Genomic DNA, 9,624 nt, shown 5'->3' with positions numbered 1-9,624 from the left:
GTGGAGTCGGCGCTGGCCGCGCACCCCGGCGTCGACAGCGCGGCGGTCGTGGTCCGCGAGGACCGGGCCGACGACCAGCGGCTCGTCGGATACGTGGTGCCGGCCGGCACGGCGGACCCGGCCGCCTTCGACACCGAGGCCGTGACGGACCTGGTGCGGGAGCAGCTGCCGGAGTACATGGTCCCCTCCGCGATCGTCCCGCTCACCGAGTTCCCCACGACACCGAGCGGGAAGCTCGACCGCGGCGCCCTCCCCGCACCCGGCCGGACCGGGGCCGCGGCCGGGCGAGGGCCGCGCACCCCCCGCGAGGAGGTCCTCTGCCGGCTCTTCGCCGAACTGCTCGGCGTCGAGGAGATCGCCGTCGACGCCGACTTCTTCGACCACGGCGGGCATTCGCTGCTGGCCACCCGGCTGGTCGGCCGCATACGCAACGAACTCGGCGTCGACGTGAAGGTCACGACGGTGTTCCGTAATCCGACCGTCGCCCGGTTGGCGGACCGGATCGAGAAGCTGACCCGGTCGAGCCGTCCCCAGCTGCGCCCGATGACCGCAGAGGAGAACCGCCGATGATCCCGTTGTCCTTCGCCCAGCGCCGGCTGTGGTTCCTCCACCGTCTTCAGGGGCCGTCCGCCACCTACAACATCCCCTTCGTGCTGCGTGCGGAGGGCCCCCTGGACACCTCGGTCCTGGCAGCGGCGGTGACGGACGTCGTCGGCCGGCACGAGAGCCTGCGCACCCTGGTCGTCGAGCACCCCGACGGCACGCCCGAGCAGCGGATCCTGCCCCCCGAGGAGGCGGTCGTCCCGTTCCGGGTGGCCGACGTCGCCGCGGACGCCGTGGACGACGCCCTGCGCGAGGCCGTGAGTGCGGGATTCGACCTGGACACCGAACTGCCGCTGAGGGTCACCGTGCTCGGCGTCTCCCCGCAGGAACATGTGCTGGTCTTCGTGTTCCACCACATCGCCGCCGACGGAGCGTCGATGGCGCCCTTCCTGCGGGACCTGGCGGCGGCGTTCACCGCCCGCCGGCGGGGGAGCGCGCCGGACTGGACACCCCTTCCGGTGCAGTACAAGGACTACACGCTGTGGCAGCGGCAGGTGCTGGGCGAGGAGACCGACCCGGACAGTCTCGTCGGCGAGCAGCTCGCCTACTGGCAGCGGGAACTGGGCGGGGTGCCGCAGCCGGTGCAGCTGCCGCTGGACCGGCCGCGGCAGACGGCGGCCGACCATCGCGGCGGCCATGCCGACATCGACCTGGACGCGGACCTGCTCGCCGGGATCAGGAAGCTGGCGGCGGACCACGGAGCCACGGCCCCGATGGTCGCCCAGGCCGCGCTCGCCGTGCTCCTGCACCACCTCGGCGCGGGAAACGATCTGACGATCGGCAGCCCGATCGAGGGACGCGCCGACGAGCAGCTCGAGGATCTGATCGGGTTCTTCGCCAACACCTGGGTGCTGCGCGTCGATCTGTCGGGCAACCCGTCCTTCGGCGATCTGCTGGACCAGGTCCGGGACAGGGCCCTTGCCGCGTACGACAACCAGGACGTCCCGTTCGAGCACCTGGTGGAGCTGCTCGGTCCGGACCGCAGCACCGCCTACCAGCCGCTGTTCCAGGTGATGCTGGCCTGGCAGTTCGCCTGGTCGGAGACCGAACTGCCGGGCCTGCGGGTCACCCCCGTCCCGGTGGGCACCGGCACCGCCAAGTTCGACCTGTTCCTCAACATCGTCCCGGGCCCGTCCGGGGGCGCCCGCGGCCGGCTGGAGTACGCGACGGGACTGTTCGACCACGCCACGGCCGAGAGCCTCGTCGACCGCTATGTGCGGGTACTGCGGCAGGTGGTCGCCGACCCCGGGACGCGGCTCGGCCGGACGGACGTGCTCACCGCCGCCGAACGGGACCGGCTGGTGCGGCCGGACGGTGTTGCGGCGCCGGTGCGCGCGGCGACGATACCGGAACTGGTCGCCGCCCAGGCGGCACGGACCCCGGACGCGACAGCGGTGCTGTCCGGCCGCACCGAGCTGTCGTACCGGGAACTGGACGCCCGGGCCGGCCGGCTGGCCGCGGTGCTGCGTGACTGCGGGGTGGGGCCGGAGGTACTGGTCGCGGTCGCCCTGCCACGAACGGCGGACCTGGTGGTCGCCCTCCTCGGCGTGCTCAGAGCGGGCGGGGCCTACCTGCCGATCGACCCGGACCACCCGGCCGGGCGCGTCGGCCTCCTGCTGGACACCGCCGCCCCGGCACTGGTGCTGACCGAGCACGCGACCGCGGCGACCGTGGCGGGCTGCCGGCCGCCGGTACTGCACCTGGACGACCTGGACCTCGACGGCCCCGCCCCCGGGGGCGGCCCGGACGTCCCGGTCGCACCGGACCACCTCGCCTACGTGATGTTCACCTCCGGATCGACGGGGACGCCCAAGGGCGTCGGCGTCACCCACGCGGCCGTGGTCAACGGAGTGGCGGACCTGCGCCGGGTGACCCGGGTCGGATCCGGGTCCCGGATGCTCGCCGCGACCTCCGTGAACTTCGACGTCTCCGTGTTCGAGATGTTCACCGCGCTGACCACCGGAGCCTGCGTCGACCTCGTCGGCGGCGTACTCGAACTCGCCTCGCGCGACCGCTGGTCGGGCGCCACCGTCAGCGCCGTGCCGGCGGTGTTCTCCGCACTGCTCGACCAGATCGCCGCCGACGGCACGGACGGTCCCGAACTCGACGTGGACACCGTGGTCTTCGCGGGCGAGGCGCTCTCGGCCGACCTGGTCCACCGGGTGCGCGACGCCCTGCCCGGGGTCCGTGTCGTCAACGCCTACGGCCAGACCGAGAGCTTCTACGCCTCCACCTTCACCCTCCCGCCGCAGCCGCCCGGAACCGGCGCGATACCGGTCGGACGGCCCCTCGCCCATATGCGCGCCCACGTCCTGGGCCCGGAACTCGCCCCGGTCGCCCCCGGCGTGATCGGCGAGCTGTACGTCTCCGGTGTGCTCGCCCGCGGTTACCACGGCAGCGGCGCGGCCACCGCGGAGCGGTTCGTCGCCTGCCCCTTCGGCCCCGCCGGAACCCGCATGTACCGCACCGGCGACCTCGCCCGGTGGGACCGCGACGGCCAGTTGACGTACGCGGGACGGGCCGACGCCCAGATCAAGGTGAACGGTATCAGGATCGAGCCGGCCGAGATCGAGACGGTGCTCGCCCGGCATCCCGCGGTCGCCCGGGCCGTGGTCACGGTGCGCGAGGACCCCACCGGCGGCACCCGGCTCGTCGGCTACGTGGCCCGGGCGGGCGCCGGAACCGCGGACACCGAACCCGGCGTCTCGGTGACGGATCTGCGCCGGTACGCCGCCCGGCGGCTGCCCGACTACATGGTGCCCGCGCATCTCGTGGTCCTCGACCGGATCCCCCTGACCGCCACCGGGAAGACCGATTGGGGCGGGCTGCCGGAGCCGGAGTTCGGCGGCAAGGAGTACCGGGCGCCGCGCAGCGGGACGGAGCGGATCCTGGCCGAGGTGTACGCCGATGTGCTCGGCGCGCGGCAAGTGGGCCTGGACGACGACTTCTTCGCCGCCGGCGGAGACAGCATCCGCTCCATCCAGGTCGTCGCACGGGCTCGGACCCGCGGCGTCACCGTCAGCACCCGGGAGGTCTTCGAGCACCGCACGGTGGCCCGCCTCGCGGAGCTGGTCGAGGGACGGGACGCGGAGGACCGGGTGACGCTGCCCGAGCTGCCGGGCGGCGGCGTCGGACCGGCGCCGCTGCCGCCGACGGCGGCGCACGTCCTCGCCCTGGGCGGTGGCCTCGGCCGGTTCTGCATGTCCGCGCTGGTGACCCTGCCCCCGGACATCGACCGCGCGGGACTGGTCGCCACCGTCCAGGCGGTGCTGGACCGGCACGACGTCCTGCGCTCCCGGCTCGACCGGGCGCGGCCGGGCCTGCTGATCGGACCCGTCGGCAGTGTGGACGCCGGCCCGCTGGTACGGGACGCCGCGTACGACGAGACCGGGGTGCAGGCCGAGCTGGACGCCGCCGCGGACCGGCTGGACCCGGACGCGGGCGTGATGGCGCAGTTCGTACGGCTCACCTCCGGCACCGGACCGGAGCGGTTGCTGATCGTCCTGCACCACCTGGTCGTCGACGGGGTGTCGTGGCGGATCCTGCTGCCGGACATGGTGTCCGCCTGGCAGGCCGTCCGCGACGGCCGCACCCCCGGGCCGGCAGGAACCGGAACCTCGCTGCGCCGGTGGGCGCACGCACTGGCCGACGAGGCGCTCACCCCGGAACGGGTGGCGGAACTGCCCGTGTGGCAGGAGATCCTGCGCGCGGACGAACCGGTTCTCGGAGCACGGGAGCTGGACCGCACACGCGATGTCGCGGCCACCGTGGACACGGTACGGGTCCGGATCCCGGCGGACGTCACGGAGACCCTGCTGAACACGGTGCCCGCGGTGTTCCGCGGCGGTGTCGACGACGGGCTGCTGGCGGCCCTGGCCCTGGCCCTGGCCCGCCGGCGGCGGCGGACGCGGGACGGCGGGTCCGCGGCCCTGGTACGGCTGGAGGGCCACGGCCGGGCGGAGCACCTGGTGCCCGGCGCGGACCTGTCCGCGACGGTCGGCTGGTTCACCGCCATGTTCCCGGTACGCCTCGACATGGCCGGCATCGACCTGGCGGACGCGTTCGCCGGCGGCCCGGCCGCCGGCGAGGCGATCAAGGCCGTCAAGGAGCAGGTGCGGGCGGTGCCGGACCACGGCCTGGGCTACGGCCTGCTGCGCCACCTCAACCCCGGGACCGCCGCCGCGCTGGCCGCACTGCCGGAGCCGCGGATCGGGTTCAACTACCTGGGCCGGTCCTCCGCCGCGGACATCCCCGAGGACCTGCGCGGCCTGGGCTGGGCCCCGGACACCGCGCACCGGGACCTGATCGCCGCACCGGACGAGGACATGCCGGTGCTGTCGGCCCTGGAGATCAACGCGGTCGCCACCCACACCCCCGACGGCGACGAGCTCACCGCGTACTTCGCCTTCCCCACCGGTGTGCTCGCCCGCGAGGAGGTGACCGAGCTGGCCGGGCTGTGGGCGGAGGCGCTGACCGCTCTGGCCCGGCACGCCGCGGAACCCGGTGCCGGTGGACTGACCCCCGGCGACGCGCCCCTGGTCGACGTGGGCCAGAAGGAGATCGACGGCTGGGAGGCCCGCTTCGGCAGGCTCGCCGCGGTGTGGCCGACCACCCCGGCACAGTCCGGCATCCTCTTCCAGGCGATGCTGGCCGGAGCGTCGTTCGACCCCTACCACATACAGCTGGTGTTCCACCTGTCCGGAGAGGTCGACCCGGAGCGGATGCACCGGGCCGGGCAGGCGCTGCTGGAGCGCTACCCCAGCCTCCGCGCGGCGTTCGTCGACCGCGCGGACGGCGACGTCGTGCAGGTGGTTCCGGAGACGGTGACCCTGCCGTGGCAGCACCTCGACCTCACCGCGGCCGACGAAGCACAGCGCACCGCGGCCTTCGAACGGTTCCTGGAGCAGGACCGCACCCGCTACTTCGACGCGGACGACCCGCCGCTGCTGCGGCTGGCCCTCGTCGTCCTCGAACCCGACCGGCCCGAACTCGTGCTGACCGCCCACCACGCCCTCTACGACGGCTGGTCCACGCCCCTGCTCATGCGGGACCTGCTGCTGCTCTACGCCTCCGACGGCGATCCGGCCGGACTCCCGGGCACTCCCGACTACGGCCACTTCCTCTCCTGGCTCACCCGGCAGGACCAGGACCGGGCGGCACGGGCCTGGGCCGGCGAGCTCGACGGCGTCGAGGAGCCGACCCTGCTCGCCGCCGGCTCCACGGGCGCGGACGACGGCAGCCGCGACCAGACCGACGTCCCGCTCCCGCCCGACGCGGCGGACGCGCTGGTCCGCTGCGCCTCCGACCTGGGCATCACCGCCAACACCCTGGTCCAGGGCGCCTGGGCGCTGCTGCTCGGGCAGCTCACCGGCCGCCGGGACGTGGTGTTCGGCACCACCGTCTCCGGTCGGCCGCCCGCCGTGCCGGACGTCGAGTCGATGGTCGGCATGTTCATCAACACCGTTCCCGTACGGGTCACGTACGCGCCCGGCGACACCGTGGCCGAGGTCCTCAGCCGCCTTCAGGACCGGCAGTCCGGGCTGGTGGAGCACCACTCCCACGGGCTCGCGGAGATGCAGCGGTCCCTCGGTCTGCAGTCCCTCTTCGACACGCTGTTCGTCTTCGAGTCGTACCCCGTCGACCGGGAGGGCCTGAGCGCCGCCACCGACGCCGCGGGCGGCATCTCCTACACCGGCCTGCGCCCGTCCGCGGGCAACCACTACCCGCTCTGCCTGCTGGCGGCGGCCGACCCGCACCTGCAGCTCACCATCCAGTACGCGCCGGGCGTCTTCGACCGTGACACGGTACGGACGTACGCGGCCCGCCTCGTCCGGGTGCTGCGGCAGCTCGCCGCCGACCCCGGGCTGAAGGTGGCACAGATCGACATCCTGGAACCGGGCGAGCGCGACCGGATCCTGGCCCTGCCGGGCGACGGGGTCGCCGAGGCCGTGCCGTCCACGATCACCGGGCGCGTCGCGGCCCAGGTGGCGCGGACCCCGGACGCGGTCGCCGTGCGCGCCGGGGGCGAAACGCTGACCTACGCCGAGCTGGACGCCCGCGCCGAGCGGCTCGCGGCCGAGCTGACCGGGCGCGGGGTGGGCCCGGAGAGCGTGGTGGCCGTGGTCCTGCCGCGCACCGTGAACGCGGTCGTGGCCCTCCTGGGCGTGCTCAAGGCGGGCGGCGCGTATCTGCCCGTCGACCCCGCCTACGCCGCGGCCCGCCTCCGGCACGTCCTCCCCGGTGCCCGGCCTCGGCTGGTCCTCGCGGACGGCGGCACCCTGGCGCTCGTCCCTGCCACCGACATCCCCGTCCTCGACCTCGACACCATGGACCTCCCGGCCGCGGCACCGGACGGCACCGCCGCCGCGCCGGCCGCCGCGGCTCGGCCCGCGGCCGGCCCCGACAGCCTCGCCTACGTCGTCTACACCTCCGGTTCCACCGGCGTGCCCAAGGGCGTGGGCGTCACCCACACCACGGTCGTCAACGCCGTGGACACCATGGTCGCCCAGGCCGGGGCGGAGTCCGGCCGACGGGTCCTGGTCGCCGCCTCGTTCGGCTTCGACGTCGCCACCTTCGAGACCTTCGCCGCGCTCACCACGGGCGGCAGCGCCGAGATCGTCCGCGACGTGCTGGAGCTGGCCGAACGCGAGACCTGGGACGCCGACGTCATCTGCTCGGTGCCGTCTGCCTTCGCCGAACTCGTCGACCAGCTCGCCGACCGCATCGATCCGACGGCACTGAACATCTCAGGGGAAGTGCTGACCCCGGCCCTGGCGGCGCGGGTGCGCGCCCTCTGGCCCGACGCCCGCGTGATCAACAGCTACGGACCCAGCGAGACCTTCTACGCCACCGGACACCTCCTGGACCCCGGCGATCCGTACACCACCGGGGTCCCCATCGGACGCCCGTTCCCCGGCGTGCGCGCCTACGTCCTCGGCCCCGCCCTCACCCTGCTGCCCCCGGGCACCCCGGGTGAGCTGTACCTGGCCGGGGCCGGGCGCGGCTACCACCGTCAGGCCGGCCCGACCGCCGACCGCTTCGTCGCCGACCCCTACGGGCCTCCCGGCTCCCGCATGTACCGCACCGGTGACCTCGCCCGCCTCACCCCCGACGGGGAGCTCCACCACCTCGGTCGCATCGACACCCAGGTCAAGATCCGCGGCTACCGCATCGAACCCGGCGAGGTCGAAGCCGCCCTGACGACCCATCCCGGAATCGCCCAGGCCGCCGTGGTGACCCGGCAGACCGGCGACACCCGCTACCTGGCCGCCTACTACGTCCCCGCACCGGGCGGGGCCGAACCGGACCCGGCCGGGCTCCGGAACCACCTGGCGGAGCGGCTGCCCGACTACATGGTGCCCGCCGCGTACGTACCGCTGGACCGGCTGCCCCTGTCGCCCAACGGCAAGCTCGACCAGAAGGCACTGCCCGTCCCCGGCCGGACCCCCGCCACCCCCTTCCGGGCACCCCGCAGCGCCCGCGAGGAGGCGCTCGCCGGACTGTTCGCCGAGGTGCTGGGCCTGAGCCGGGTCGGCGTCGACGACAACTTCTTCACGCTCGGCGGGCACTCCCTGCTCGCCACCCGGCTGATCAGCCGGGCCCGCGCCGAGCTGGGGACGGAGATACCCATCCGCAAGATCTTCGACCTGCCGACCGTGTCCGCTCTCGCCGCGTGGACCGAGGCATCGGCCGTTCCCCTGCGCCCCAGTCTCCGCCAGATGACCGTCGAGGAGTGAGACCGTGATCCCGCTGTCGTTCGCACAACGCCGCATGTGGCTGACGCACCAGCTCGAGGGAGGGGCGGAGACCTACAACATCTCCCCGGCGTTCCGGCTGACCGGCCCGCTCGACCAGGGCGCCCTCGTCGCGGCGATCCGCGACGTCGTCGGCCGCCACGAGACCCTGCGCACCACCTATGTGACCGACGACGACGAGCCCCACCAGCGGATCCTGGCGGCGGCGGAGGCGCCGGTACCGGTGCCGGTGACGGACACGACCGCCGAGGACCTGCCCGGCGCGATCGACGCGGTCATCGCCCACCGGTTCGACCTGGCGGCCGAGATCCCCTTCCGGGCCCACCTGTTCCGCTGCGCGCCCGAGGAACACGTTCTGGTGCTGGTCATCCACCACATCGCCTCGGACGGCGTCTCCGGAGGGCCGCTGGCACGGGACCTGGCCGCCGCCTACACCGCCCGCCGCGACGGCCGGGCGCCGCAGTGGACGCCGCTGCCCGTGCAGTACAAGGACTACGCGCTGTGGCAGCGCGAACTGCTCGGCGACGTGACCGACCCGGGCAGTCTGGCGGCCGCGCAGATCGAGTACTGGCGCGCCGAACTGGCCGGGGTGCCCCAGCCGCTGAACCTCCCGCTGGACCGGCCGCGGCCCGCGGAGCGGAGTTCGCAGGGCGACGCGGTCGACATCGTGGTGGAGCCCGCGGTGGCGGCCGGACTCCAGAAGCTGGCCGACGAGCGCGGGATGACCATGGCGATGGTCCTCCAGGCCGCGGTGGGAGTGCTGCTCGGAAAGCTCGGGTGCGGGGACGACGTGACGATCGGCGGTCCGATCGCCGGGCGGACCGACGAGGCACTGGCCGATCTGGTCGGATTCTTCGTCAACACCCAGGTGCTGCGGGTCGACCTCTCCGGTGACCCTTCGTTCGACGATCTCCTCACGCAGGTCCGGGACAAGGCTCTGACCGCCTACGAGCACCAGGACGTGCCGTTCGAGACGCTGGTCGAGCAGATCAACCCGGAACGCTCCCTCGCCTACCAGCCGCTGTTCCAGGTGATGTTCGCCTGGCAGAACTTCGCGAAGCAGGACTTCGAACTGCCCGGCCTCAAGGTGGAGTTCGAGCAGTACCTCACCCAGACCGCGCTGTCCGACCTGTTCTTCAGCATCGCCATGGACGGCTCGGGCGCCCTGCGGGGCGACCTCCAGTACGCCACCCAGCTGTTCGACCGGGACACGGCCGAGGCGATCGTCTCCCGGTTCTCCCGGGTGCTGGAGCAGGTGGCTGCGGAT

Annotated in this window: 3 protein-coding genes; all 3 read left to right on the top strand. The window is 73.8% G+C overall.

What is annotated here, in order from left to right; translation table 11 throughout:
* Positions 1–570, top strand: a 570-nt coding sequence (locus V5O46_RS31155) for a phosphopantetheine-binding protein (RefSeq protein WP_332888097.1), incomplete at its 5' end; no start/stop codon positions are given.
* Positions 567–8,339, top strand: coding sequence for an amino acid adenylation domain-containing protein (locus V5O46_RS31150; protein WP_332888096.1), 7,773 nt, complete (start codon positions 567–569; stop codon positions 8,337–8,339). The genes V5O46_RS31155 and V5O46_RS31150, both read left to right, overlap by 4 nt.
* Positions 8,340–8,343: 4 nt before the next feature.
* The coding region (locus V5O46_RS31145) for a condensation domain-containing protein (RefSeq protein ID WP_332888095.1) at positions 8,344–9,624 on the top strand (1,281 nt) is incomplete at its 3' end.

It is taken from the genome of Streptomyces poriticola (genome assembly GCF_036689765.1).
Lineage (GTDB): Bacteria > Actinomycetota > Actinomycetes > Streptomycetales > Streptomycetaceae > Streptomyces > Streptomyces poriticola.
This window is presented reverse-complemented; position numbering and strand designations above follow the sequence as displayed.

Excerpts from the sequence above, each read along its gene's own strand:
- V5O46_RS31150 (WP_332888096.1), top strand. The coding sequence starts at position 567 with ATGATCCCGTTGTCCTTCGCCCAGCGCCGGCTGTGGTTCCTCCACCGT.